Genomic DNA, 24,352 nt, shown 5'->3' on the forward strand with positions numbered 1-24,352 from the left:
TTACTGCTCAAACCCGCAAGAGGCTTTTTCGGAAAAAGTTCAAATATCTCGCGCTTTTCCCGAAAATCCCTTGTTTCATTGGGCCTCCGGCCGCGAAGTTTTTCGCACCCCGCCGCGAGCCCCCGGAAAGCCGCCGAATCCCGGCCTGATCCGCACCGCCAGAAGCAGCATCAGCACCCCGAGCCACAGCCAGCCCTCCTGCGAGATCACCTTCATCTGCCACAGATAGTGCACGACCCCGAGACTGGCCGCGACGTAGACCAGCCGATGCAGCCGTCGCCAGTTCGCCCCGAGTCGCCGGATCGCCCGGTCGTTCGAGGTCGCCACCAGAGGAATCAGCGCGACGACCGCCCCCACCCCCAAAAGCAGATAGCGGCGGCGCCACAGATCGCTCAGCGCCTGGTCCCACAGAAAGCCCATATCGAGAGAGAACCACACCACCACATGCAAGGTGACGTATCCTGCCGCGATCAGTCCGACCGCCCGGCGAAACCGCAACAGGTTGATCCCGGCGAAGCGGCGAAGCGGCGTGATCGCCAGCCCGCCGAGCAGGAACCACAGCGCCACCTTGCCGAGGCGATGCTCCACCGTCTTCACCGGATCGGCACCGGGATCGCCCAGCACCATCTGCCACACCAGCACCGCAAGCGGCAGCAGCCCCGCCAGATAGACCGCCCAGACCGGCACCTTCGCGAACCCGCGATTCAGCGCCATCGCGGCGGGGGACGGCGCGCTCAATAGTTCGCCCTCAGGTCCATGCCACTATAAAGGCTCGCGACCTCCTCGCCGTAGCCGTTGAACGGCAGCGTCGGCACCCGGCGCGAGCTGAACAGCCCGCCGCCGATCCGCCGCTCCGTCGCCTGCGACCAGCGCGGATGATCCACCGCCGGGTTCACATTGGCATAGAAGCCGTATTCGTTCGGCTGCATCCGGTTCCAGGTCGTCGGCGGCTGCCGGTCGGTCAGGGTGATCTTCACCACCGCCTTGATCGACTTGAAGCCATATTTCCACGGCACCACCAGCCGCAGCGGCGCGCCGCTCTGGTTCGGCAGCGGTGCATCATAAAGACCGCTAGCCAGAATCGTCAGCGGGTGCATCGCCTCATCAAGGCGCAACCCCTCGACATAGGGCCACTCGATCCCCGAACCCGGCGTCTGCATCGGCATCTGCGACGGACGATAGAGCGTCTGGAACGCCACGTATTTCGCCGAAGGCTGCACCCCCGCCCGGTTGAGCAACGCGGAGAGCGGGAAGCCGGTCCAGGGAATCACCATCGACCAGGCCTCGACGCAGCGGAAGCGATAGATCCGCTCTTCCGCGGGGGCGGAGCGCAGCACGTCATCGAGGCCCCAGTTCCCGGGCCGGTCGACAAGGCCCGCGATCTCCACCGTCCAGGGATCCGTGACGAGGCGGCCGGCGTTCTGCGCCGGGTCCTCCTTGCCGAAGCCGAACTCGTAATAGTTGTTGTAGCTGGTGATGTCCTTGAGCGCGTTCGGCGCCGCATCCGTCGAATAGGGCGAGGCCGCGGGTTTCGCGACTGCCGCCGCCGCGAACAGGCCGCTGCCGGCCACGCTGCCGGCCAGTGCGCCCGCCATCAGCGCGCGCCGGTTCAGGAACAGCTCCTTCGGCGTCACATCGGCATGGGTCAGGGGTCGTTTCGGATCGTTGCGCATCGTCAGGCCCTCCATATACCGGGAATGATAGCGCAGCTTGGCGTTTCGGCAGCCCACTGAAACCGAACCTGTCGGAAATGTGAGCGCGACCGCCGCCCGAACCCGCCTGCACTGGACAGCCGCCCCCCCGTCGCCTATCTCGGAGCGATCATGGCCAAGCAACACGACCCCAATTCCAAGCTGATCGCCGAGAACCGGCAGGCGCGTTACCATTACAGCATCGAGGACACCCTCGAGGCCGGCATCGCGCTGATGGGGTCCGAGGTCAAATCGCTGCGCACCGGCAAGTCCAACATCACCGACAGCTATGCCTCGGTCGAGAAGGGCGAGCTGTGGCTGGTGAACGCCTATATCGCCTCCTACAAGGAAGCCGCGATGTTCGGCCACGAGGAACGGCGGCTGCGCAAGCTGCTGGTCAAGCGCAAGGAGCTGGCACGCCTGTGGCAGGCCACCGGGCGCGAGGGCATGACGCTGGTGCCGCTGAAGATGTATTTCAACGACAAGGGCATCGTGAAGGTGCTTCTCGGCATCGCCAAGGGCAAGAAATTCGCCGACAAGCGCGCCACCGAGGCCAAGCGCGACTGGGACCGCCAGAAGCAGCGCCTGCTGAAGCAAAACGGCTGATCGCGCGCTTGCCCGCCCCTGCCCGTGCCGTTAAGCACAGGGACATCCGACAGGCGGGACGAAAGGGGTGCGCATCATGGCACAGGACGATCCGAAGACGCTGGTCTCCACGCAGTGGCTGGCCGACCATCTGGCCGACCCTGACCTGCGCATTCTCGACGGATCCTGGTTCATGCCGAACTCGGGCAAGAATGCGCGCGCGGACTACGAGGCCGCGCATATCCCGAACGCCCGGTTCTTCGACATCGACGCGATCGCCGATACCCGCTCGCCGCTGCCGCATATGGCGCCGCCGCCCGAGAGGTTCATCTCGCGGCTGCGCGCGATGGGGGTGGGCGACGGCCATCAGGTGGTGGTCTACGATCAGGCCGGCATCTTCTCGGCGCCGCGGGTGTGGTGGACGTTCCGGCTGATGGGCAAGACCGATGTCGCGGTGCTCGACGGCGGCCTGCCGAAATGGCTGGCCGAGGGGCGCCCGGTCGACGCTTTCCCCGCGCTCATCAAGGACCGGCACATGACGGTGATGCGCCAGCCCGAGCGCGTGATGGACGTCACCGAGGTCGCCCGGGCCTCGAAGCTCGGCAGCCACGAGATCATCGACGCCCGCTCGCACGAGCGCTTCACCGGCGCCGTGGCCGAGCCGCGCCCCGGCCTGCGTTCGGGCCATATCCCCGGCGCGAAGAACGTGCCGTTCAACACGCTCATCAACGCCGACGGCACGATGAAGTCCCCCGACGAGATCCGCGCCGCCTTCGTGGCCGCGGGCGTCGATCTGTCGAAACCCGCGATCACGTCTTGCGGGACCGGCATCACCGCCTCGGTGCTGGCCTTCGGCCTCGAACGGATCGGCAAGCACGACTGGTCGGTCTACGACGGATCGTGGACGGAATGGGGCATGTATACCGACCTCAAGGTCGCAACCGGAGAAGCATGATGTTCGGCACGTTGAAGCCGCAGGCGCCCGACGCCATCATCCAGCTGATCGCCGCCTTCCGTGACGACCCGCGCGAAAACAAGGTCGACCTCGGCGTCGGCGTCTACAAGAACGCCGAGGGCCGCACCCCGGTGATGCGCGCCGTGCGCGAGGCCGAGCGCCGGATCTGGGAAGCCGAGACGACGAAGACCTATATCTCCTCGCTCGCGGGCGAGGCCTCGTTCCACGAGGCGATGGCGGGGCTGGTGCTCGGCGCGGATTACCCGAAGGATCGGCTGTCGGGGCTGCAAAGCGTCGGCGGCACCGGCGCGGTGCGGCAGGGCTTCGAGATCGCGCGTCTCGCCAATCCCGACACCACCGTCTGGGTGCCCGATCCCACCTGGCCGAACCATGTCACCATCCTGGACTTCATGCACCAGCGCCACCGCCCCTACCGCTACTTCGACGCCGAGACCCGCACCGTCGCCTTCGATGCGATGCTGGCCGACCTCGAACAGGTGAAGCCGGGCGACCTGGTGCTGCTGCACGGCTGCTGCCACAACCCGACCGGGGCGAACCCGACGCTGGCGCAATGGGCCGAGATCGCCGATCTGCTGCTGCGCAAGGGCGCGGTGCCGCTGGTCGATCTGGCCTATCAGGGCTTCGGCGACGGGCTGGAGGAAGACGCCGCCGGCACCCGGCTGATCGCCGCGCGCCTGCCCGAGGTGCTGATCGCCGCCTCCTGCTCGAAGAACTTCGGCATCTACCGCGAGCGCACCGGCTGCCTGCTGGTGCTGACCGATCCGTCGAACCGCGCGGTGATGCAGGGCACGCTCGCCCATGTGAACCGGCAGACCTTCTCCTTCCCGCCCGATCACGGCGCGCGCATCGTGCAGACCATCCTCACCACGCCCGAGCTGCGCGCCGACTGGGAGGCCGAACTGACCGAGGTCCGCAACGGCATGTTGTCGCTGCGCCGCCAGCTCGCCGACGAGCTGCGCCGGCTGACCAATTCGGACCGGTTCGACTTCCTCGCCGGGCACCGCGGGATGTTCTCGCGCCTCGGCGCGACGCCCGAACAGGTCGAGAAGATGCGCCTCGACAGCGGCATCTACATGGTCGGCGATTCGCGGATGAACATCGCCGGGCTGAACGAGGCCTCGGTCCCCGTTCTCGCCCGTGCCATCGTCGACGCCGGCGTCTGAGCCGGAACACCCGATCCTCACCACTTCGTGACACCCCGCGGCAGGGAAACCTGACCGCGGGATTGGTTTGTATCTTGCAAAGATAAGCAGGCTTATCATATCCCGGCTTACCTTACTGACGAGAGCGCACCCCCATGCCCTGCCCGACCGATCCGTCCATCAGCTTCGGCTTCCTGCTGGCCGATGCCGCCCGCGCGGTGCGCCGACAGTTCCAGAGACGCGGCGCGGACCTCGGGATCAGCGCCTCGCAATGGCGGCTTCTGGTGCAGGTGATGCGCTGCGGGGCACTGCCGCAGGCGCGCCTCGCCGAGCTTCTGGAAATCGAACCGATCTCGGTCTCGCGACTGGTCGACCGGATGCAGGAAGCCGGCTGGCTGATCCGCTACCCCGATGCCGAGGACCGTCGCATCAAGCTGGTCGATCTGACCGAGAAAAGCCGCGCCACCTTCGCCGACATGCGCTGCATCGCCGACGACATCTATTCCGAGGCACTGCAGGGTGTCTCGCCCGAAGCCTATCAGATCACCCGCACCGCCCTGCTGCGGCTGATCCGAAACCTTTCCGAACCGACCGGGACCCAAGACGAATGAGCACCGAACCCACCGACGCGCCCAAGATGCCGCGCCAGACGAAGAAACCGAAGAAGCTGCTGATGGCGGCGCTGCCCGTGGCGGTGGTCGCCGTGGGGCTGTGGATGTGGCTTGATTCGGGCCGCTACGAATCGACCGACAACGCCGCGCTGCAGCAGGCGCGGATCACCGTCGCGGCGAATGTCTCGGGACGGATCACCCGGGTCTTCGCCACCGACAGCACCATCGTGACCGCCGGTACCCCGCTGTTCGAGGTCGACCCGGAGCCCTACCGCCTTGCCCTCGCCAAGGCCGAGACCGCGCTCGCGCAGGCCCGGCTGCAGATCGACCAGCTGCGCGCGAATTACCAGGTGGCACTGGCGCAGGAACAGTCGGCACGCGACAGCGTGGCCTATTTCGATGCCGAGCTGAAGCGTCAGCAGGCGATCACCGTGAAGGGGGTGGGCACGGCCTCGGCCCTCGATTCGGCACGCCACGACGCGAATTCGGCACATCAGACGCTGAACGCCGCGACGCAAAGCGTGGATGCGGCGCTGGCCGCGCTCGGCGGCGACCCGGACATCAAGACCGACGATCACCCGACCGTGCGCGCCGCCATCGTCGCGCGCGACAGTGCCGCCTATGATCTGTCGCTGACCACCGTCAAGGCGGCGGCGGACGGCATCGTCTACCAGGCCAGCAACTTCAAGCCGGGGCAGTATGTCTCGGCCGGGGCGACGCTGTTCTCGCTGGTCGAGACCGGCGACACCTGGGTGACGGCGAATTTCAAGGAGACCCAGATCGGCCGGATGCAGCCGGGCGACACCGCCACCGTGGTTTTCGACACCTTCCCCGGCCATGACTTCAAAGCGGTGGTCGAATCGGTCGGCGCGGGCACGGGAGCCGAGTTCTCGGTGCTGCCGGCGCAGAACGCCACCGGCAACTGGGTCAAGGTCACGCAGCGCGTTCCGGTGAAGCTGCGCCTTTCGCAAAACGCGAACCTGTCGGGGCTGCGCACCGGTCTGTCGGCCGAGGTGACCGTCGATACCCGCGCCGCCACCCGCCTCAGCGCGCTGTTCGGCACCCGGGCCGAGGCGAAGCCGGAATAAGCCATGTCCGCCCAGCCGATGCCCCCGACCCACATGGAGGTGAAGAACCGCGCCCTGATCACCGCCTCGCTGATGCTGGCGACGATCATGCAGGTTCTGGACACCACGATTGCCAACGTGGCACTGCCGTCGATGAAGGCGGATCTCGGTGCCTCGTCGGACACGATCAACTGGGTTCTGACCGCCTATATCGTCGCCGCCGCCATCGCGACGCCGCTGTCGGGCTGGATGTCCGAACGCTTCGGCCGCAAGGAAATCTTCATCTGGTCGATCGTCGGCTTCGTGGTGACCTCGATGCTGTGCGGCATCGCCTGGAGCCTCGAGACGATGGTGGCGTTCCGGCTGCTGCAAGGCGTGTTCGGCGCCGCCATCGTGCCCCTGTCGCAGACCTTCCTTCTCGACATCAACCCGCGCGAGCGTCAGGGCCAGGCGATGGCGATCTGGGGCGCGGGGATCATGGTCGGCCCGATCATCGGCCCCACGCTCGGCGGTTATCTGACCGATGCGTTCAACTGGCGGTGGGTGTTCTACATCAACGTGCCGCTCGGCATCATCGCGCTGGTGGGGTGCCTCGCCTCGCTGCCCGACATGCCGCGCCGGATCCGACAGTTCGACTTCTTCGGCTTCGCCGCGCTCAGCATCGGCATCGGCGCGCTGCAGCTGATGCTCGACCGCGGCGGCGAGGTCGACTGGTTCAACTCGGCCGAGATCTGGATCGAGACCGCCATCGCCGTCTGCGGCTTCTGGGTCTTCGCAGTCTGGATCGCCGGAACGGAGCATCCGTTCATCGACCCGAAGATGTTCCTCGACCGCAACTTCGCGGTGGGACTGGTGTTCATCTTCATCGTGGGGATCATCCTGCTCGCCTCGCTGGCGCTGATGCCGCCGATGCTGTCGTCGATCTTCGGCTATCCGGTGGTGACGACCGGTCTGGTGATGGCACCGCGCGGCGTGGGCACCATGGCGACGATGATCATCGCGGGGCGGATCGTGCGGCACGTCGATCCGCGCAAGATGGTGGCGACGGGGCTGGTGCTGACGGCGATCTCGCTCGAGATGATGACCGGCTTCGATCCGCAGATGGATTCCTGGCCGATCATCTCCTCGGGGCTGGTGCAGGGCTTCGGGCTGGGGCTGGTGTTCGTGCCGCTCTCGACCGTGGCCTTCGCGACGCTCGATCCGCGCTATCGCGGCGACGGCACGGCACTGTTCAGCCTGTTGCGCAACATCGGCTCGTCGATCGGGATCTCGGTGGTGACGCTGCTGCTGACGCGCAATACCCAGATCAACCATGTCCAGCTGGCGCAGCACCTGTCGCCTTACGATCCGAACTTCGGCCAGCTCTCGACGATCTTCGCCGGCCTGAGGGCGAGCTATGGCGAAGGCGCGGCCTGGACCCAGATGAACGCGATCGTCGGTCAGCAGGCGGCGATGATCGGCTATGTCGACGACTTCAAGGCGATGACCTGGGTGACCGTTGCGGCGATCCCGCTGATCTTTCTGCTGCGCCGCCCCGGAGCCCCTGCCGCGACCCCCGTCCCGTCCGAGTAGGCGCGCGCCCGGCGCGGGGATGCTCTCGATGCAAAAGGAAAGGCCCGGGGTTTCCCCCGGGCCTTTCGCGTTCCGCCGAAGCGGATCTTACATGTGATAGGCGCTTTCGCCATGCGAGGTCTGATCGAGGCCCTGACGCTCGTCGTCGGCCGAGGCACGCAGCCCCATGACCATATCGACGATCTTGTACAGGATGAACGAACCCACACCGCTCCAGACAACGGTCACGAGAACCGCCTTGATCTGAGTGATGACCTGGGCGCCCATGGTGCCGTCATGGGCATAACCCACGCCGCCGAACACCGTCGAGGTCAGGAAGCCCGTGCCGACCGCGCCGACGATGCCGCCCACGCCGTGGATCCCGAAGACGTCGAGGCTGTCGTCATAGCCGAACTTGTTCTTCACCACCGCAACGAAGAAGTAGCACACCAGCGAAACCACAACGCCGAGGATGATCGCGCCCATCGGGCCGATGGTGCCGCAAGCCGGGGTCACGGCGACGAGGCCGGCAACCATGCCCGAGCAGGCGCCCAGCATCGACGACTTGCCACGGGTGACGCTTTCGATCAGCGCCCAGGTGACCAGAGCGGTCGCGGTGCAGATGAAGGTGTTGATCAGCGCCAGACCGGCCGTCGCGTTCGCTTCGAGGTTCGAGCCGACGTTGAAGCCGAACCAGCCGACCCACAGCATACAGGCACCGACCATGGCCAGCGTCATCGAATGCGGCGCCATCATGTCCTTGCCCAGACCGATGCGCGGCCCGATGATCAGAGCACCGACCAGCGCCGCGATACCGGCGTTGATGTGAACCACGGTGCCGCCGGCGAAGTCGATCGCGCCCCAGCCGTAGACCAGGCCGTTGGCATCCCACACCATGTGGGCAACGGGGAAGTAAACGAAGGTGCCCCACAGCGCGCAGAACAGCACGACCGCGCCGAACTTCACGCGCTCGGCGAAACCGCCGATGATCAGCGCCGGGGTGATCGCGGCGAAGGTCATCTGGAACACGATGAAGACATATTCCGGGATCGCCACGCCCTGGGTGAAGGTGGCCGCGGTGCTGTCGACGCCGACGCCCGACAGGAACAGCTTCGAGAAGCCGCCGAAGAACGGGTTGGTCGAACCGCCGAAGGCGAAGGAATAGCCGTAGATGACCCAGATGATCATCATCACCGCCGCGACGACGGTGGTCTGCATCAGCAGCGACAGCATGTTCTTGACGCGCACGAGGCCGCCGTAGAACAGCGCCAGGCCCGGCAGCGTCATGAACAGCACGAGCACGCTCGCCGTCATCATCCACGCGATATCGCCCTTGTCGACGACAGGCGCCGGGGCGTCGTCAGCCAGCGCCGGCAGCGCCGCGAGGGCGAATGCCGAGGCAAGCCCCGCAATTTTCGTAAGAGTCTTCATCTCGTTCACTTCCCCTGAGCGTTTTTTACAGCGCGTCGTCGCCCGCTTCGCCGGTGCGCACGCGCACGGCCTGAGCCACGTCCAGCACGAAGATCTTGCCGTCGCCGATCTTGTCGGTCTTGGCCGCCTTCAGAATCGTGTCGACCACTTCGTCCGAGAGGCTGTCCGGAACGACGATCTCGAGCTTCACCTTGGGCACGAAGTTGACCGCATATTCGGCACCGCGATAGATCTCGGTGTGGCCGGACTGCGCGCCGAAGCCCTTGATTTCAGTAACCATCATGCCGCGAACGCCAATGGCGGTGAGCGCCTCGCGCACCTCCTCCAGCTTGAACGGCTTGATTGCTGCGATGATCAGTTTCACTGGATGTCCCTTCCTAATGGTCAGCAGCCTCCGGCGCCGATGCAAGGCACCGCACGCCCACAGAAGGCCTTGTTGCCTTTTCACAGACAAGTCGGCGGCGATTTTCTGCCGACATGACTGCGCGTATAACGATACGTTCACTTAAATATTAGGCGCAACGTCCAAAAAATATGCGAATCGAGAAATCGGTCATGGAATGTCCCTCTCCACATCCCGGACGCGTTTCTGTAGTCTGCCGGGAAACGGAAAACGGCGGACAGGCAATGGGGCAGACAGGAGGGCGGCGCGGGCAGCTGGTGGCGGATCGGCGTTACCCGGCGAAGACGGCGCAACCGAAACGCGGCGCGACGCCTCGCAAGAGCGTGCGGACCAGGCGCGGCGGACGCGGCGGCGGTGGGATGCTCGGCGGGATCTTCCGGCTGATCGGGCGGACGGTCTGGGCCTTCGCCTGGCGCATCGCGCTGCTGATCGCCGTGATCGTGGGCGGGGCGACATTCTATTTCTATCAACAGCTTCCGGATTACCGCCAGCTTCTCGACGGTCGCAACCGCGGCTCTGTCACCATGCTCGACACCAATGGCGATGTCTTCGCCTGGCGCGGCGAGACCTTCGGCGGGCAGGTCACGGCGGACAAGGTCTCGCCGTTCCTGCGCGATGCCGTCGTCGCCACCGAGGACCGCCGGTTCTATCGTCATTTCGGCGTCAGCCCGCGCGGCATCGTCTCGGCGATCCGCATCAACCTGTCCGAGGGGCGCGGCCCGTTTCAGGGCAACGGCGGTTCGACCATCACTCAGCAGGTGGCGAAACTGCTGTGCCTCGGCGTGCCCTACGATCCGAAGCGCTGGAAGACCGAAGCCGATTATGAAAGCGATTGCCGCTCGGGCGGGCTGAAGCGCAAGATCGAGGAGATCCCCTACGCCCTGGCGATGGAGATCAAGTATTCCAAGAGCCAGATCCTGACGATCTACCTGAACCGCGCCTATCTTGGCGCGGGCGCACGCGGTTTCGAGGCGGCGGCGCAGCGCTATTTCGGGGTGCCTGCGGCTCAGGTGAACCCGCAACAGGCGGCGATGCTGGCCGGGCTGCTGAAGGCGCCGTCCTATTTCGCGCCGACGACGGACCTTACGCGCAGCCAGGCGCGCGCGTCGATGGTGCTCGATCTGATGCACGAGCAGGGCTATCTGACCGACAAGCAGTTCCGCGAGGCCAAGGCCAGTCCGGCCACGCTGTCGGACGCCGCACAGGCCCGCGCGGGCAGCTATTTCGCCGATTGGGTCATGGATACCCTGCCCGACTTCCTGTCGAAGGATACCACCGAAGACGTGGTGATCCGCACCACGCTCGATCAGCGCGTGCAGACCGCCGCCGAAGAGGCGATGGCTCAGGTCTTCGGCGCCAAGGTCAGGGACAGCTCGGCCGCGCAGGCGGCGATCGTGGTGATGTCGGCCGACGGCGCGGTGCGCGCCATGGTCGGCGGACGGCAAACCAAGGTCTCGGGGGCGTTCAACCGTGCCACGCAGGCGATGCGACAGACCGGATCGACGTTCAAGCCCTTCGTCTACGCCGCCGCCCTGAATGCCGGCTGGACACCCGAGACCATCGTCGACGACGCGCCGCTGACGATCAACGTGAAGGGCTCGGGGCCGTGGTCGCCGAAGAACTACACCGAGCGTTACCTCGGCCCGATCCCGATCTGGCGGGCACTGGCGAACTCGATCAACACCGCGACGGTGCGGGTGGCGATGTCGGTGGGGCTCGATGCGGTGCGGCAGGTGGCAACGGGATTCGGCTTCGGCGCGGATCTGGCTCAGGGGCCGGCGGTCGCGCTCGGGGTGTCGGAAACGACGCTGCTGCAAATGACCGGGGCCTATGCCGGCATTCTGAACGGCGGCTCCTCGGTGCTGCCTTACGGGGTGACGGACCTGCGGCTGAAGGGCGACAAGGTGCCGATGATCTCGAACACCGGCGGCATGGGCGACCGGGTGATTTCGGAAAAGGCCGCGCGGGAACTGATCTGGATGATGCGGCAGGGCGTGCTGCAGGGCACCAGCAAGCGCGCTGGCCTGTCGGGCTACGAGGTCGCGGGCAAGACCGGCACCACCCAGTCGGCGCGCGATGCCTGGTTCATCGGCTTCACCGCCGATTACGTGGCCGGCGTCTGGATGGGCTATGACGATAACCGCCCGCTGAGCGGCGTGACCGGCGGCGGCCTTCCGGCCGAGATCTGGCACAACGTGATGGCCCGGGTCGAGAAGGGCCAGCCGGCGCATCCCCTGCCGATGGCTCAGCCCGGCGAATGGGGCGGCAGCAGCAATGACGGACAGGACTGGAACTCGGACGAACCGATCCCCGAAGGTGGCGTTCCGGTGGTCGACGGACGGCTCGTCTCGCCCTCGGAAGCGGCGAAGACCCAGGGCAGCACCGGTCAGAGCGACGCGGGGCAAGACGATCAGGGACAGCAAAGCAACAGCCTGGGCCAGGCCATCGACGGCGTGCTGAAGTCGCTTTACTGAGCCCGGAAGACGCCCCTGAAACACGCGGGCCCGAAACGAAAAACGCGCCCCGAAGGGCGCGTTTCATGAAACCGGCCGGGGCCGCGCGACGGATCAGCCCGCCGCCTGCACCGAGCGGATCAGCCCGTCGATATCGCCCTGCTGCTGGTCGAGCATCGCGCCGATCTCGGTGCGCTCGGCCGCCAGCATGTTGACGCCCTCGATGATGATGTTGAAGAACAGCGGCCGGCCCGACTTGTCCGACACCTGCCACACCACATTGAACGGGTTGCGCCCGCGCAGGAAGGCGGTCGTCGTGACCTCGTAGAACGACTTCACCGGCTCGGCGTCCTGCACCTCGAACTTGGCCCCGATGAACTCGCGGAACCGAGAGCCATACTTGCGCGCGACATAGCCACGGAACGCCGTGGTGAACTGGTTCATCTGCGCCGGCGTCGCCTGACGCGAGGCCGTTCCGAGAGCGGAGCGCGCGATCGTCGGCACATCGGCGTATTTGGTGAAGATCTGCTCGAACACCGCATAAAGCGCCGGACCGGTCTTGCCCGATTCGATCGCCCCGTTCACATCGGCGATGGCCTTGTCGATCAGCGCACGCGCATCGTCATCCGTCATCGCGAAAGACGGGGCAGGAATGGCCAGCGCAGCCGCGCCAGCCAGCCCGAGGCCGATCACTCCACGACGGGTCAGCCCGCGGCCGAGGCCGAGGGACAGACCGGCGTCACTGCGCCGGGTCAGTGTAGGGATCCCAGGTATTGGCATCGTTCTTCGTCTCCTGTCCGGCGAGATGATAGCGCCGGTTCTGCAGATACATCAGGCGCGACTGCGAGTAGCTGTCGGCGCTGTCATAGAGGACCGATTCGATCACGTCGCCGTGGATCTTGCGGTCTGCGGCCTTTCCGGCGATCCGGGTTGCGGTCGCGGCGGTCGCCGCCGTGCCCTGCAGCCCGCCAAGCGGATTCATCGCGATGTCGACGACACGTCCGACCGCGTCGCGCGCGGTCGAGGGGCCGAACAGCGGCAGCTCGACGTAATCGCCCTCGTGCACACCCCAGACCGCCAGGGTCTCGCCGAAATCGGTGTCCTGCTCGGGCAGGTTCATCGCGGTGCCGGCCGGATCGAACAGACCGCCGATGCCCACCGTCGTGTTCACCAGGAAGCGGAAGGTGTTCATCATCGCCGGCGCCGGGCGCCCCTGCAGGATGGAGTTGACCACCTTGCCCGGCAGCCCGAGGTTCGACCCCGCATTCGAAACCGACCGCACGAAGGCGTTGTCGATCGTGCGCGGCTTGCCCGGAGGTGCCTTGAACACCACCGTATCGAAGCCTTTGTTGAAGGCGTGCACGCCACGGTTCACACCCTCGTAGGGATCGTGAATTCCTGTCGGCTGCGGGTCCTGAACCCCACAGCCGGCCAACCCCGCCACCGCGACGACAGTCAGAGCGACTCGCCTGCCAACACCCATTTCGTTCTCCAGCATCAGCGCCCCGGGCCCGCCCGAAAATCGGCCGAACGCGGACATCGTTACGGTTTCTAAAGCTTCGTACCGGTACGATTAAGGGCGCGAACCCCGGCAGGCAAGGCCGGGGCAGGCGTTTCTTGCGTGCCGCCACGTTCGGATCCGTTTACCCCAGACTGCCACCGGCGGCAATCCGCCACACCCGGCAGCCTCTGCATTTCGGACCTGCAACAGGCGACACCACGGCGACGGAGGAACGGGATGGACGGGACTGCGGTCTCGCGACTACTGGCAGCCGGACGGGCCGAGCTGCACGGGCTGCACGCCGAAAACCGGGCGCTGCTCGGCTCTGTCGCGCTGTTCTCCGCGGTGGCGAACCTGCTCGCGCTGACCGGACCGCTGTTCATGCTCCAAGTTTATGACCGGGTGATGAGCGCACGCTCAACCGAAACACTGCTGGCGCTGTTCGTTCTGGTTCTGGTGCTGTTTGCCGCGATGGGCGCGCTCGATCATGCCCGCAGCCATGTGATGCGGCGGATCGGCGCCCGGTTCCAGAGCCGGGCCGAGGCGCGGATCTTCTCGGCTGCACTGCACCGCGACGGGATGCGCCCGGGCGACACGCTGGCGCAGACCGCACTGCGCGATCTGGATGCAGTGCGGGTGCTGCTTGGCGCTCCGGTATTCCTGGCATTGTTTGACCTGCCCTGGGCGCTGATCTTTCTGGGGGCGATCTTCACCTTCCACAGCTGGCTCGGCTGGCTGGCCGTGGCGGGGGGGGCACTGCTGATCGCGATGACCGCACTGCATCAGCGCCTGACCGCGCCGCGGCTCGCGGCGGCGATGCACGAACAGATCGCGGCCGAGCGGCTCTCCGATCAGCTGCGTGACGAGGGCGAGCTGATCGGCGCCCTGGGAATGCGCGGCGCGGCCTTTCTGCGCTGGCGCACGGCACGCCGGCTGGCTTCGGGGGCGGCGCTGTCGGCCGCCGATCTGGGCGAGACGTTTTCCATATTCTCCCGCACATTCAGGATGTTCCTGCAATCGGCGATGCTCGCGCTCGGCGCGCTCGTGGTGCTGCGCGGCGAGATGTCGGCAGGGGCGATGATCGCGGGCTCGATCCTGATGGGACGTGCGCTCGTCCCGGTCGAGCAGCTGATCGCCGGCTGGCCGATCGTGCAGCATGGCCGCGCCGGGCTGCTGCGGCTGTCCGAACTGCTGGGTCGTGCCCCCCCCGAGGCGCCCCGCACCCCGCTGCCACGCCCGCGCGCCCGGATCGAGGCACATGCCCTGACCGTCGCTCCGCCCGGTGCCCCGGCGCCGACGCTGCGCATGGTCTCCTTCACGCTGGAGCCGGGGCAGGCGATGGGGGTCATCGGTCCCTCCGGATCGGGAAAATCGACGCTTGCCCGCGCGCTGTGCGGCATCTGGCCCCCGATCGGAGGAACGATCCGCCTCGACGGGGCGACGCTCGCGCAATACGACCCCGACGTTCTGGGCCGGATGATCGGCTATCTGCCACAGCGCGTGTCGCTGTTCGACGGCACCATCGCCGAGAACATCTCGCGGCTGGCCCCCGACGCCGAGCCGGACCGGATCATCGCTGCCGCCCGCCGCGCCGATGCGCATCGGATGATTCTCGCACTTCCCGAGGGGTATGACACCCGCGTCACTCAGGCGGGGGGGCGGCTCTCGGGCGGACAAATCCAGCGAATCGGTCTGGCCCGCGCCCTTTACGGCGAGCCGGTGCTGCTGATCCTCGACGAGCCGAACGCCAACCTCGACCACGAGGGCGGCGAGGCGCTCAACACCGCCATCCGGACCGTGAAAGCCTCTGGCGGGGCGGTGATCGTGATGGCGCACCGACCCGCCGCGATTGCGGAATGCGACAGTCTGCTGGTGCTCGAAGGCGGGGTTTGCCGGGCGTTCGGACCGCGCGACCGGGTGCTTGCCTCGGTGCTGTGCAACGCCGGCGATCTCGTTTCGCCGCACCCAGCCGGGGGACCGGCATGAACGCCCGGCCAGATCCCGTCCGGCCCGATCGCGCCCTGCCCGGACATGTCTTTCACGGCCACGGCTATCTCGGTGCGTCCTGTGCAGGCCTTCCCCAAGCCTCGCCCTGCGAGGCCGGACAAGGGGCAGAGACCCACCCGGCCCAGAACGGGATCGTCATGGGATTCGTGACGCTTGCCCTGCTGATCGCCGGTGTCGGCACATGGGCCGCGACCAGCAAGATCGCCGGCGCGGTCGTCGCACCCGGTCAGGTCGAGGTCGAGCGCAACCGCCAGGTTGTCCAGCATCCGGACGGCGGTGTGGTCGCCGCAATCGACGTTCGCGACGGCGACCGGGTCGAGGCGGGACAGGTGCTGATCCGGCTCGAAGATGCCCTTCTGCGGCCCGAACGGGCGGTCGTCGAAGGCCAGATCCGCGAACTTGCAGCCCGCCGCGACCGCCTGGAAGCCGAGCGCGACGACCGCCCCGCGATCCGCTTCTCGGCCGATCTCGTCCGGGCAGCCGCCACCGACGCAGATACCGCTGCACTGATGGCCGGTCAGCGCGGCCTGTTCGCCGCCCGACGCGAGACCCTGCGCAAGGCCCTCGACCAGATCGACCGGCGCCGCGACCAGACCCGCGCCCAGATCGGGGGAATCGATGCGCAGATCGACGCCATCGGCCGGCAGCGCATCCTGATCGAACGCGAGCTGAGCGATCAGCAGGGGCTGCTCGACAAGGGGCTTGCGCAGGCGGCACGGGTGCTCGCGCTGCGCCGGGAGGCGGCAGACCTCGACGGGCGCGCGGGAGAGCTGATTGCCGAACGCGCCCAGTCCGAGGGCCGGATCGCCGAGCTGGAACTCGAAAGCCTGCGCCAGACCTCGCAGCGCCGCGAGGAGGCCGAGACGGATCTGCGCGACATCGGTCCGAAGCAGCTGGAACTGACGGAACGGCTGCGCATCCTGACCGGGCAGATCGACCGGCTGGACCTGCGCGCTCCGGTCGGGGGGCGGGTCTACGGGCTGGCGGTCACCACGCCGCGCGCCGTGCTGCGCGGCGCCGAGCCCGCCCTGTTCATCGTGCCCGATGACCGGCCGCTGCTGATCGTGGCGCGGATCGCGCCGACGCGTATCGACGAGATCCGGCCCGGTCTGCCCGTCACGCTGCGCTTTCCGGCCTTTTCGGGCCGGATGACGCCGGAACTTGCGGGCCGGCTGGAACGGATCTCGGCCGACGTGATCACCGACGAAGCCACACGGACGAGCTATTATCGCGCCGAAGTTTCGATCCCGGAGACCGAGGAGGTGCGTCTCGGCGGAAGGGCGCTGCTGCCCGGAATGCCGGCCGAGGTGCTGATCCGCACCGGCGAGCGCAGCCCCTTGGTTTATCTGATCAAGCCTTTCGCCGACTATTTCGCCCGGGCCTTCCGCGAGGACTGAGCGCATGAGGCAGTCCCGGTCGGCCGGAATCCCCCCTCTCACCCGCGGCGTCATTGATTTTTCATGCCACTGCCGCAGACTGGCGCCGGAGACGAAGCCGGGAGGAGACGATGGAATTCTTGCACGACAACCTGCTGAAGGATCTCAAAGCCGCCGGATTGCGGCAGGCACGCCGGCGCGCGCGGCGGCGCATCCATGCCGGAAACGAGGTCTGGCCGATCCTGCGCGAATGGGCCGGCGGATTCGCCCTCGATGCCAGCCAGATCGAGACGCTGCGCGGTCTTGTCGAGGTGCACGAGGCCGGCCGACACGTGTCATCATGCCTGATCGTCGCCTCGGAAGTCGTGGGCGGCGAGCTGATCTGTCTGCTGAAAAGCGAGCTGCCCGTCGCCGATCGCCCGGCCCTCGATTTCGAGCGCGACGCGGCCGCGCCGGTGGCCTTGCTGCCGCGGACCTGAACCGGATCGGAAACGAGGCCACGCACTGGCATGGCGTGGCCCGCGGCAACGCGGGCCCTTGCGATACAGACCATTGTTCGCGGCACCGAATACGAAACGCCGGGACATACGAAACGCCGGGACCGCTTGCCTGAAAACAGGCCTTCGGGCAGGACCGGGAGGGGAAAGCCCTCGCGGCCCCCGAGTCGGGGGCTCTGCCCCCTCGGGCCTTCGGCCCTCACCCCCGGGATATTTTCGGAAAGATGAAAGGCCGGTCGGTTGGCCCGACCGGCTCCGCGGCCGAGAGCCGAAGTTACTGAAGATCGCCGAAGGCGCGGGCGAGGCGCGCCACGGCGTCAGCGATCCGGACCCGCGGCGTTGCCAGGTTGAACCGCATGAAGGTTTCACCACCCGATCCGAAGGTCTCGCCATGATTCGCGGCGATTTTCGCGCCGGCCTCGACCCGGGTGTGGATTTCCGTCGCCGTCATGCCGGTGCCGGAGAAATCGACCCAGGCGAGATAGGTCGCCTCAAGCGGCATCGAGCGCAGCCCCGGAATCGCATTCACCCCGGCGTCGAACAGCTTGCGGTTGCCATCGAGATAGCTGCACAGCGCATCGACCCAGGCCGCGCCCTCGGGGCTGTAGGCTGCCGTAGCCATCGCCAGACCGAAGCTGTTCGGCGAAATGCCGAGTGCGGCCATCCGCGCCGCGAACCGCGCCCGCAGATCGGGATCGGCGATGATGACATTGCCCGAATGGGTGCCGGCGATGTTGAAGGTCTTGGTCGCGGCCGACATCATCACCACCGGATAATCGGTCACCGTCGCCATCGGGTGGTGCTTGTGGCCGGGCATCACCAGATCGTGGTGGATCTCGTCCGAGACCAGCACAAGATCGTGCCGGCGCGCGAATTCGGCCACGGCCTTCAGTTCTTCGACCGACCAGACCCGGCCGCCCGGATTGTGCGGCGAGCACAGGATCAGCATCTTCGCCTTGGAATCGACGATCCGGTCCCAGGCCTCGAAGTCCATCTCGTAACGCCCGTCGACCGTCTTCAGCGGGCATTCGACGACAGTGCGCCCCGCCGCTTTGATGACCCGCGCAAAGGCGTGATAGACCGGCACCATCAGCACCACACCGTCACCCGGCCGGGTGAAGGCATCGATGCAAAGCGCGGCGCCGTTCACCAGCCCGTGGGTGGTGAAGATCCAGTCCTTCTCGACAGTCCAGCCATGACGGTTCTGCATCCACCAGGAAATCGCGGCAAAATAATCGCGGTTGTCGCCCCAGTAGCCATAGACCCCGACGGCGGCCATGTCCTCGAGTGCCTTCTGCACGCTGTGCGGCGGACGGAAATCCATGTCGGCCACCCACATCGGCAGCCCTTCGGCCGGGCTGACGCCGAAGATGCGTTCCATCTCGTCCCACTTGTCGGAATGGGTGCCGACGCGGTTGATCAGCTCGTCGAAATCGGGGGGCAGGCTCATGACAGGACGGTCCTCAGGTCTGTTCGTTCCATTGCAACTGGATACAATGGAAATTGCTTCCAGTTAATATAAAGAATGTAGATCAATGTTCCGATTTAATACGTAAATCAGGAACATTCTGTTTCCATCAATGGCACCATTGCACGGCGGGCGCGCATCTCCTAAATCTCTGCCATGACACTGCGCCCCATCATCATTCATCCCGATCCCCGTCTCAAGAAGCATTGCGAGCCGGTCGCCGACCTCGACGATTCGATCCGCAAGCTGGCTGACGACATGCTTGCCACCATGTACGAGGCGCCCGGCGTGGGCCTTGCCGCACCTCAGGTCGGTGTGCTCAAGCGGGTCTTCGTGATGGACTGTTCCAAGGACAAGGACGCGGCCCCCGCCCCGATGGTCATGATCAACCCCGAGGTGCGATGGACCTCGGAGGAGACCAACGTCTACGAGGAAGGCTGCCTCTCGATCCCCGATCAATACGCCGAGGTCACCCGCCCGAAAGAGGTGCGGATGCGCTGGCTCGGCCTCGACGGCCAGACCCACGAGGAGCAGTTCGACGGACTTTGGGCCACCTGCGCCCAGCACGAGAACGACCACCTCGACGGCAAGCTGTTCATCGACTACCTCGGCCCGCTGAAGCGCCAGATGATCACCCGCAAGATGGAAAAACTGAAGCGAGAGCGCGCCCGCGCCGCGAAAAGCGCCGACATCCTCTGACGCTCCCGGCCGGAAAGGGCCCTGCCATGACCGTGCGCCCCTATGTCCCGTTCGAGGACCGCCGCCTCCACACCCCGGCCGAGCCCGTCACCGCGGTGACCGAGACCGTGCGGATGATCTGGGACGACATGATCGAGACGATGGACGCCATGCCCGGCGTCGGCCTCGCCGCGCCGCAGATCGGCATCATGCTGCGCCTCGCGGTGGTCGATGCGTCGGACAAGCGCGGCCAGGCGGTGCGCATGGCCAACCCCGAGATCCTCCATGCCTCGGGCCAGATGCGCAGCCATGACGAGGCCTCGCCCAACCTGCCCGGCGTCTCGGCGCTGATCGAGCGGCCGCGCGCCGTCACGGTGCGGTTCCTCAACGACCGCGGCGAGACCGAAGAGCGCGATTTCGTTGGCCTCTGGGCCACTTCGGTGCAACACCAGATCGACCACCTGAACGGGCGCACCTATCTCGACCATCTGTCGCCGCTGCGCCGCAAGATGCTGATCGCCAAGTCGAAGAAACTGATGCGGAGGTAATCCGATGCGCGTCGTCTTCATGGGCACGCCCGAGTTTTCCGTCCCCGTGCTGCGCGCGCTGGCCGCGGACCACGAGGTCGTCGCCGTCTATTCGCAACCGCCCCGCCCCGCCGGCCGCGGCAAGAAGGAGCGCCCCTCGCCGGTGCATCAGACGGCGCTCGATCTCGGGCTCGAAGTCCGCACGCCGCTGAACTTCCGCTCGGACGAGGCCCGCGCCGATTTCGCCGCGCTGAAGGCCGATATCGCGGTGGTGGTGGCCTATGGGCTGATCCTGCCGCAGGCCGTGCTCGACGCGCCGGCGAAGGGCTGCCTGAACATCCATGCCTCGCTGCTGCCGCGCTGGCGCGGTGCCGCGCCGATCCATCGCGCGATCATGGCGGGCGACGCGGAAACCGGCGTCTGCATCATGCGGATGGAGGCCGGGCTCGACACCGGGCCGGTGCTGTTGCGCGCGGCGACCCCCATCGCCGCCACCGACACCACCGGCGATCTGCATGACCGGCTGAGCGGGATGGGCGCGCGGATGATCCTCGACGCGCTCGACCACATCGACGGGCTGATCCCCGTGCCGCAGCCGGATGCCGGCGTGACCTACGCAAGCAAGATCGACAAGGCCGAGGCGCATGTCGACTGGACCCGCCCCGCGACCGATCTGATCCGCCACATCAACGGCCTCTCGCCCTTCCCGGGCGCCTGGACCATGATCGGCACGGAACGCATCAAGCTGCTGCGCGCCGCCCCGGCCGCCGGGGCAGGCACGCCCGGGCAGGTCCTCACCGGCTTCACCGTCGCCTGCGGAAAGGGCGCGCTCGGGATCCTCGAGGCGCAGCGCGAAGGCAAGCGCCCGATGCCAGCCGCCGAGGTCCTCAAAGGCCTGCATCTGCCCGAAACCCTGAGCTGACAGCCCCCATTTTCCATTTCGGCTTTCCATAAATATCCCGGGGGAGTCTCCGCAGGAGACGGGGGCAGAGCCCCCAATCCCCGACCGGCATCGCGAAACGCCCCCAGGCATCTTCCCGAACCCCGCCGCGATCCCCATATCGGCACCGGCCCGACCCCGGAGGCGCTCATGCAGGTCATCTTTCTTCTCATCCTCGGCGCGGCGGCGGGGTTTATCGCCACCCGGCTGATGCGCCTCGACACCGACATCCCGACGACGGTCGCCATCGGCGCGCTCGGCGCGTTGATCGGTGGCTTCGTGCTGCGCTTCCTCATCATGCTCTCGGGTTGGGCCGCGGGTTTCGTCGGCGCGGTTATCGGCGCGATGCTGCTGATCTGGCTGTGGCGGACCTACGGCCCCGGACGCTGAGAGGGAGGCCGCCGGGATGGGGGCACTGATCCTCGGACTGATCCGGACGACCGGGCTGCAGCTTCTGTCCTGGGCTGCCCTGCTGTCGTGGTGGATCCTCACCCGCCCCGGGGGCTGGGCGATTCTGGCCGCGGCGGCGCTCGTCTGGGCACATCAGACCCCGCCAAACCGGGCTTTCGCACCCGCAACCCCTGCCCCTATAGTCAGCCAGCAACAACGAGGCGAGTGACATGTTCGAACTGACCGGCGGCGATACCGTTTTCCTGGCCCTCGCGGCCCTTCTGATCCTCGCGGTCTTCCTCGGCGTGCGCATCGTGCCGCAATCCGAAAAACACGTGGTCGAACGGTTCGGCCGGCTGCGCGCGGTGCTCGGCCCCGGCATCAACATCATCGTGCCGTTCATCGACCGGGTGGCGCATCGGGTCTCGGTCCTCGAACGTCAGCTGCCCTCGACGAAACAGGATGCGATCACCGCCGACAACGTTCTGGTGCAGGTCGAGACCTCGGTGTTCTACCGCATCACCGAACCCGAGAAGACCGTCTACCGCATCCGCGACATCGACGGCGCCATCGCCACCACCGTCACCGGCATCGTGCGCGCCGAGATCGGCAAGATGGAGCTCGATCAGGTGCAGTCGAACCGCTCCGGTCTGATCCACACGATTCAGGAAAACCTCGCCAGCGTCGTCGACGACTGGGGCATCGAGGTCACCCGGGCCGAGATTCTGGACGTCAACCTCGACGAGGCGACCCGCGCCGCGATGCTGCAGCAGCTGAACGCCGAGCGTGCCCGCCGCGCTCAGGTGACCGAGGCGGAGGGCCGCAAGCGCGCCGTGGAACTTTCGGCCGATGCCGATCTTTACGCCGCCGAGCAGCAGGCCAAGGCCAAGCGCATCACCGCCGAGGCCGAGGCCTACGCGACCTCGGTCATCGCCGAGGCGATCGCCAGGAACGGTCTGGAAGCCGCGCAATATCAGGTCGCTCTGCGTCAGGTCGAAGCGCTGACCGAGGTCGGCAAGGGCGCGGGCAAGCAGACCGTGCTGTTGCCCGCGGCGGCGCTCGATGCCTTCACCGATGCTTTCGGGCTGTTGAAGGGGCGGATGTGATGCCGGCCGCCTGGATCTGGATTACCGCGGGGGTGGTGCTGGCATTTCTCGAACTGCTGCTGCCGGGGTTTTACCTGCTCGGCTTCGCCATCGGGGCGGTGGCGACGGGCGCATTGATCTGGGCGGGGCTGATCGGTTCGGTTCCGGTGGCGCTTCTGGCGCTGGCGGTGATCGCGATTCTCGCCTGGGTCGTGCTGCGCCGCGCGCTCGGAATCCGCCGCGGCCAGACCCGGATCTGGCACCGGGACATCAACGAGAACTGAGGCTCTTGCTGCATCGGCGAGAGGGGCTCCGCCCCTCCTGGCGCAAGCGCCAGTTCACCCCGGGATATTTCGGGAAAGCCGAAAGAGAGAGCAGAGGCCGCGCCCTCCGCGGGGAATGGCCGCAGGCGCGGAAGGCGGGGTTGACCCGGTCCCGCCGGGCGTGACTTATGGCGCCATGGCCCGACGCAAGACGAAATCCGACCCGACTCCTTCCGAAACGCCCGCGCCCGCGGACCGCTATCCCGCACGCGGGTTGACGGCGCTGGTTCTGACGCTGCGCCGGCTGGCGTTGCGTGCGGTGCTGATCGCGGCGGCGGTGGCGCTGGCGCTGATCGTGCTGTTCCGGGTGCTGAATCCACCGATGACCTGGACGATGTGGTCCGAATCGCGCCGCCTCGGGGCGATCGACCAGGAATGGACCGACATGTCCGATATCGCCCCGGTGATGCGCCGCTCTGTCGTGGCGGCGGAGGACGCGAATTTCTGCACTCATTGGGGATTCGACATGGCCGCGATCCGTCAGGCGATGGATGCCGGCGGCGAGCGCGGTGCATCGACCATCACCCAGCAGGTGGTGAAGAACGTCTTCCTGTGGCAGGGCCGCAGCTGGCTGCGCAAGGCGATCGAGGCCACTCTGACGCCGCCGGTCGAGCTGGTGTGGAACAAGCGCCGCATCCTCGAGGTCTATCTGAACGTCGCCGAGTTCAGCGAAGGCGTGTTCGGCATCAATGCTGCGGCATTTCATTATTTCCGCACCACCCCCGACAAGCTGACCCCACGCCAGGCCGCGCTGCTGGCCGCGGTTCTGCCCGATCCGAAGGGGCGCTCGGCCTCGCATCCGTCGCGCTTCGTGCAGCGTCGTGCGAGCGCCATCGAGCAGGGCGCCGAAACCATCCGCGTTGACGGCCGGTCCGCCTGTTTCGAATGACGAAACGAAAAAGGCCCGCACGCGGCGGGCCTTTCATCGGATGTCTTCCGGCGCTTAGCGCGGCGAGGAATTGCTGTTGCCGGTGACCAGCGTCCACCAGATCTTGCCTTCCGGCTCCTGGTACCAGCCGATCCCGACCGAGGTGGCCTTCGGATTGATGATGACATCGCGGGTGTCGTGCGTGCTCATCCAGGCCGAAAGGGTCTGGATCTCGTTCTCGTAGCTTTCCGAGATATCCTCACCGATGATCTCGCCCGGATAGCCGGCCTGACGACCGCGGTCGAGCGGCGAGGAGCCGTCGGTGCCCCAGTGCCACGGACGGTTCTGCGCCGCCATGTCCTTCGAATGCTTGTTCGCCGCAACGACCAGAGACGGATCCATCACCACCGGCGTTTCGCCGCGCTTGACGCGGACGTCGTTGATGTTGGTCAGAACCCGATCGGGGATCTCTTTCGCGACCTTGGAGTCGATTTTGTAGAGTTGCGGCAGCGGCTGGCCGTCGGGGCCGAGCTTGCTTTCGCTGGAGGAAGAACAGGCCGCCAGCCCCACCGCGGCAAGCACTACCAGAGCCTTAACGCTGTACATTCAGAATTACTCCCGGAATTGCAGGCGTCCCCATACACCCCGTCGTGAACGGGCGCAAACGCACAGTTGCGTGAAATCGCGGGAAATGCACGATCGGGAACATTGGTTTGATTTGCGGGACGCAAGCGGCCTGTCCTAATCCGGCTTTGTCCACATCGGCCCGAAGACCGGCCGAA

General features: G+C 66.7%; 25 protein-coding genes. 17 read left to right on the plus strand and 8 right to left on the minus strand.

The features are described 5' to 3' along the window. Window positions 1–75 precede the first annotated feature (75 nt). Window positions 76–738: a protein-methionine-sulfoxide reductase heme-binding subunit MsrQ gene (locus CG50_RS02965; RefSeq protein ID WP_245615574.1), complete on the minus strand. Its 663-nt coding sequence runs from the start codon at window positions 736–738 to the stop codon at window positions 76–78. Further along, window positions 735–1,673, minus strand: a complete 939-nt coding sequence (gene msrP, locus CG50_RS02970; protein ID WP_036635809.1) for a protein-methionine-sulfoxide reductase catalytic subunit MsrP — start codon at window positions 1,671–1,673, stop codon at window positions 735–737. The genes CG50_RS02965 and msrP overlap by 4 nt, the downstream gene beginning before the upstream one ends. 150 nt (window positions 1,674–1,823) lie before the next feature. Between msrP and smpB the strand changes: the two genes are divergently transcribed. The 6 genes from smpB (at window position 1,824) to CG50_RS03000 (ending at window position 7,644) form a co-directional block, all read left to right on the plus strand. Further along, window positions 1,824–2,297 carry an SsrA-binding protein SmpB gene (gene smpB, locus CG50_RS02975; RefSeq protein ID WP_036635094.1) on the plus strand — a complete coding sequence of 158 codons (474 nt, stop codon included), beginning with the start codon at window positions 1,824–1,826 and terminating at the stop codon, window positions 2,295–2,297. A gap of 76 nt (window positions 2,298–2,373) precedes the next feature. Continuing rightward, window positions 2,374–3,231: a 3-mercaptopyruvate sulfurtransferase gene (gene sseA / locus CG50_RS02980; RefSeq protein ID WP_036635097.1), complete on the plus strand. Its 858-nt coding sequence runs from the start codon at window positions 2,374–2,376 to the stop codon at window positions 3,229–3,231. After that, on the plus strand, window positions 3,231–4,415 hold the full coding sequence (locus tag CG50_RS02985; protein ID WP_036635100.1) for an amino acid aminotransferase: 1,185 nt from the start codon (window positions 3,231–3,233) through the stop codon (window positions 4,413–4,415). The genes sseA and CG50_RS02985 overlap by 1 nt, the downstream gene beginning before the upstream one ends. Window positions 4,416–4,549: 134 nt before the next feature. Next, on the plus strand, window positions 4,550–5,005 hold the full coding sequence (locus tag CG50_RS02990) for a MarR family winged helix-turn-helix transcriptional regulator (RefSeq protein WP_036635102.1): 456 nt from the start codon (window positions 4,550–4,552) through the stop codon (window positions 5,003–5,005). Then, window positions 5,002–6,093, plus strand: coding sequence for an HlyD family secretion protein (locus tag CG50_RS02995; RefSeq protein ID WP_036635104.1), 1,092 nt, complete (start codon window positions 5,002–5,004; stop codon window positions 6,091–6,093). Before CG50_RS02990 ends, CG50_RS02995 begins: the two co-directional genes overlap by 4 nt. Before the next feature lie 3 nt (window positions 6,094–6,096). Continuing rightward, window positions 6,097–7,644: a DHA2 family efflux MFS transporter permease subunit gene (locus tag CG50_RS03000; RefSeq protein WP_036635106.1), complete on the plus strand. Its 1,548-nt coding sequence runs from the start codon at window positions 6,097–6,099 to the stop codon at window positions 7,642–7,644. A gap of 87 nt (window positions 7,645–7,731) precedes the next feature. Here the strand turns inward: CG50_RS03000 and CG50_RS03005 are convergent, their stop codons facing one another. Further along, on the minus strand, window positions 7,732–9,054 hold the full coding sequence (locus tag CG50_RS03005; RefSeq protein WP_036635811.1) for an ammonium transporter: 1,323 nt from the start codon (window positions 9,052–9,054) through the stop codon (window positions 7,732–7,734). Window positions 9,055–9,079: 25 nt separating this feature from the next. Next, a complete protein-coding gene (locus CG50_RS03010; RefSeq protein ID WP_036635109.1) occupies window positions 9,080–9,418 on the minus strand; it encodes a P-II family nitrogen regulator in 339 nt (112 codons plus the stop codon). 263 nt (window positions 9,419–9,681) lie between these two features. Between CG50_RS03010 and CG50_RS03015 the strand changes: the two genes are divergently transcribed. After that, on the plus strand, window positions 9,682–11,931 hold the full coding sequence (locus CG50_RS03015; protein ID WP_081880255.1) for a transglycosylase domain-containing protein: 2,250 nt from the start codon (window positions 9,682–9,684) through the stop codon (window positions 11,929–11,931). Window positions 11,932–12,024: 93 nt separating this feature from the next. Here CG50_RS03015 and CG50_RS03020 read toward each other — a convergent pair whose 3' ends face one another. Both CG50_RS03020 and CG50_RS03025 read right to left on the minus strand, forming a co-directional pair. After that, window positions 12,025–12,690, minus strand: a complete 666-nt coding sequence (locus CG50_RS03020) for an MlaC/ttg2D family ABC transporter substrate-binding protein (protein WP_081880256.1) — start codon at window positions 12,688–12,690, stop codon at window positions 12,025–12,027. Then, entirely contained in the window at window positions 12,650–13,408 is a 759-nt protein-coding gene (locus tag CG50_RS03025; RefSeq protein WP_245615576.1) for an MlaA family lipoprotein, read from the minus strand. The genes CG50_RS03020 and CG50_RS03025 overlap by 41 nt, the downstream gene beginning before the upstream one ends. Window positions 13,409–13,648: 240 nt before the next feature. On the opposite strand from CG50_RS03025, the gene CG50_RS03030 reads away from it, so the two are divergent. From CG50_RS03030 to CG50_RS03040, 3 genes are all read left to right on the plus strand, one after another. Further along, on the plus strand, window positions 13,649–15,397 hold the full coding sequence (locus CG50_RS03030) for a type I secretion system permease/ATPase (protein WP_051909420.1): 1,749 nt from the start codon (window positions 13,649–13,651) through the stop codon (window positions 15,395–15,397). A gap of 158 nt (window positions 15,398–15,555) precedes the next feature. Continuing rightward, entirely contained in the window at window positions 15,556–16,815 is a 1,260-nt protein-coding gene (locus CG50_RS03035; RefSeq protein ID WP_036635111.1) for an HlyD family type I secretion periplasmic adaptor subunit, read from the plus strand. A 110-nt stretch (window positions 16,816–16,925) separates the two neighbouring features. Beyond that, window positions 16,926–17,273, plus strand: coding sequence for a hypothetical protein (locus tag CG50_RS03040; protein ID WP_036635113.1), 348 nt, complete (start codon window positions 16,926–16,928; stop codon window positions 17,271–17,273). A gap of 292 nt (window positions 17,274–17,565) precedes the next feature. Here CG50_RS03040 and CG50_RS03045 read toward each other — a convergent pair whose 3' ends face one another. Next, the gene (locus CG50_RS03045; RefSeq protein WP_036635115.1) at window positions 17,566–18,741 is read right to left on the minus strand and encodes a MalY/PatB family protein; all 1,176 of its coding nucleotides are present in this window, start codon (window positions 18,739–18,741) and stop codon (window positions 17,566–17,568) included. A gap of 174 nt (window positions 18,742–18,915) precedes the next feature. Here CG50_RS03045 and def (CG50_RS03050) point away from each other — a divergent pair, with 174 nt between their 5' ends. The 7 genes from def (CG50_RS03050) (at window position 18,916) to mtgA (ending at window position 23,591) form a co-directional block, all read left to right on the plus strand. Next, a complete protein-coding gene (def, locus tag CG50_RS03050) occupies window positions 18,916–19,458 on the plus strand; it encodes a peptide deformylase (RefSeq protein WP_036635116.1) in 543 nt (180 codons plus the stop codon). A 26-nt stretch (window positions 19,459–19,484) separates the two neighbouring features. Further along, complete coding sequence (gene def / locus CG50_RS03055; protein WP_036635118.1) at window positions 19,485–19,985, plus strand: peptide deformylase; 501 nt, start codon at window positions 19,485–19,487, stop codon at window positions 19,983–19,985. Window positions 19,986–19,989: 4 nt separating this feature from the next. Next, window positions 19,990–20,886: a methionyl-tRNA formyltransferase gene (gene fmt, locus CG50_RS03060; RefSeq protein ID WP_036635119.1), complete on the plus strand. Its 897-nt coding sequence runs from the start codon at window positions 19,990–19,992 to the stop codon at window positions 20,884–20,886. 168 nt (window positions 20,887–21,054) lie between these two features. After that, window positions 21,055–21,294, plus strand: a complete 240-nt coding sequence (locus CG50_RS03065; protein WP_036635121.1) for a GlsB/YeaQ/YmgE family stress response membrane protein — start codon at window positions 21,055–21,057, stop codon at window positions 21,292–21,294. A 230-nt stretch (window positions 21,295–21,524) separates the two neighbouring features. Continuing rightward, window positions 21,525–22,400 (plus strand): SPFH domain-containing protein, encoded by an 876-nt coding sequence (locus CG50_RS03075; RefSeq protein WP_036635124.1) that lies wholly within the window; start codon window positions 21,525–21,527, stop codon window positions 22,398–22,400. Continuing rightward, window positions 22,400–22,663, plus strand: coding sequence for an NfeD family protein (locus tag CG50_RS03080; RefSeq protein WP_036635126.1), 264 nt, complete (start codon window positions 22,400–22,402; stop codon window positions 22,661–22,663). The genes CG50_RS03075 and CG50_RS03080 overlap by 1 nt, the downstream gene beginning before the upstream one ends. A gap of 175 nt (window positions 22,664–22,838) precedes the next feature. Further along, window positions 22,839–23,591, plus strand: a complete 753-nt coding sequence (mtgA, locus tag CG50_RS03085; RefSeq protein WP_036635820.1) for a monofunctional biosynthetic peptidoglycan transglycosylase — start codon at window positions 22,839–22,841, stop codon at window positions 23,589–23,591. Between the two features lie 54 nt (window positions 23,592–23,645). Here mtgA and CG50_RS03090 read toward each other — a convergent pair whose 3' ends face one another. Then, a complete protein-coding gene (locus CG50_RS03090; RefSeq protein WP_036635128.1) occupies window positions 23,646–24,176 on the minus strand; it encodes a CAP domain-containing protein in 531 nt (176 codons plus the stop codon). Window positions 24,177–24,352: the final 176 nt, after the last annotated feature.

The organism is Paenirhodobacter enshiensis (genome assembly GCF_000740785.1).
Lineage (GTDB): Bacteria > Pseudomonadota > Alphaproteobacteria > Rhodobacterales > Rhodobacteraceae > Rhodobacter > Rhodobacter enshiensis.